At 30.0% G+C, this 1,280-nt stretch carries 2 protein-coding genes; both read left to right on the forward strand.

Annotated features, from left to right (window positions below; all coding sequences use genetic code 11):
• Positions 1-302 precede the first annotated feature (302 nt).
• On the forward strand, positions 303-1,061 hold the full coding sequence (locus tag U9R42_07190) for a hypothetical protein (GenBank protein MEA3495804.1): 759 nt from the start codon (positions 303-305) through the stop codon (positions 1,059-1,061).
• Positions 1,058-1,280, forward strand: a 223-nt coding sequence (locus U9R42_07195) for a hypothetical protein (GenBank protein MEA3495805.1), incomplete at its 3' end; no start/stop codon positions are given. The genes U9R42_07190 and U9R42_07195, both read left to right, overlap by 4 nt.

Genomic DNA, 1,280 nt, shown 5'->3' on the forward strand with positions numbered 1-1,280 from the left:
TAATCCGTGTTATCCGCGTTCTAATAGAACACAGATTACGCTGATTTACACAGATAATAAAAAATAAAAAACGATAAAAATAAGTAGAAATATAAATGATAAATTTAAAACTAATTAAAATAAAATCTGCGATAATCCGCATAATCCGTGTTATCCGCGTTCTAATTAATTTTAAAATTTTTATTATATTTGCATTTGTAATATTATAAGTTAATAACAATGTATAAAACAGAAATAGATACTGTATGGAAAGCTCTTAATATGAAAAGTATCAAAGATAAAACTCATAAATATTATTTAAAATGAAAAAAACCTTAAACCCAATTCTAATTCTTATGACAGGAATATTATTCTTTACTCTTACAACAATTCCTGTAACATTATTTTCGCAAACAATTAATAACGAATCACCATGGAATAAAAAATATGATTTTATCTATGATATTCCACCAATACTTTTCCATTATCATCATGGAATTCTGGCAGGTAGTTATCCTCCCGATAAGGAAACAATGGAAATTGGTTTTAACGATGTGAGTCGTTTTTTAGGTCACGTTTGTTTATGCGGTGCAGGAGGATATCGGATTTCTCAGATAACAACAAATTTAATAATGGGTGATGAAGAACCATTGGAAAGAGAAGGGTTTACACTTATTAGTAGCAGGGATCACACAGTAAGCGATGTAATTGCATATACTCTGGGATGTAGCAGAAGAAATAATCCCGAAAAAAATCATTATTTTATTGATGATTCCATAAATGCACCCAAAAGAGTATATCATTATTATATTGCTTATCATCCGCAAAAAAAAGCTGTTCATATTGTGTATAATAAACACTTGCTTATTGGAAACGAACTGATGGACAGACTTTGGAAAGTTGAACTTGCCTTTGACAAAGATCCCCATTCCATAAATCAAGTTGATAGCAAATTATATCAGGACACTATGGAGAAGATAGTAAAAGAAGTTTTGCTGGGTCAGAAAAAAGGTCTGTTTGAAGTAGAACCAATTGAATATGATGAGTTTTTATCACGGATAAGTAAACTAAAAACAAAATGACTTCAATAAACAAATATTTCAGTATTATTTTACTTTTCATGTTTTTTCTGATAGGATGTTCTGAATCGGGAAAACAGCAAAACGGAAATGTCCTTGAAGGAAATTTCTGGAAAAATCAGGCATTGACGGATATTCTTCCATATTGGACAAAATATTCCATTGATACTGTTGACGGGGCTTTTATTACTAACCTTGATAGAAGTTTTAACCAAATTGAAG

This window comes from Bacteroidota bacterium, assembly GCA_034723125.1.
GTDB lineage: Bacteria > Bacteroidota > Bacteroidia > CAILMK01 > JAAYUY01 > JAYEOP01.

What these genes read in the sequence shown, in the direction of transcription:
- U9R42_07190 (MEA3495804.1), top strand. Translation starts at nt 303, where the DNA reads ATGAAAAAAACCTTAAACCCAATTCTAATTCTTATGACAGGAATATTA.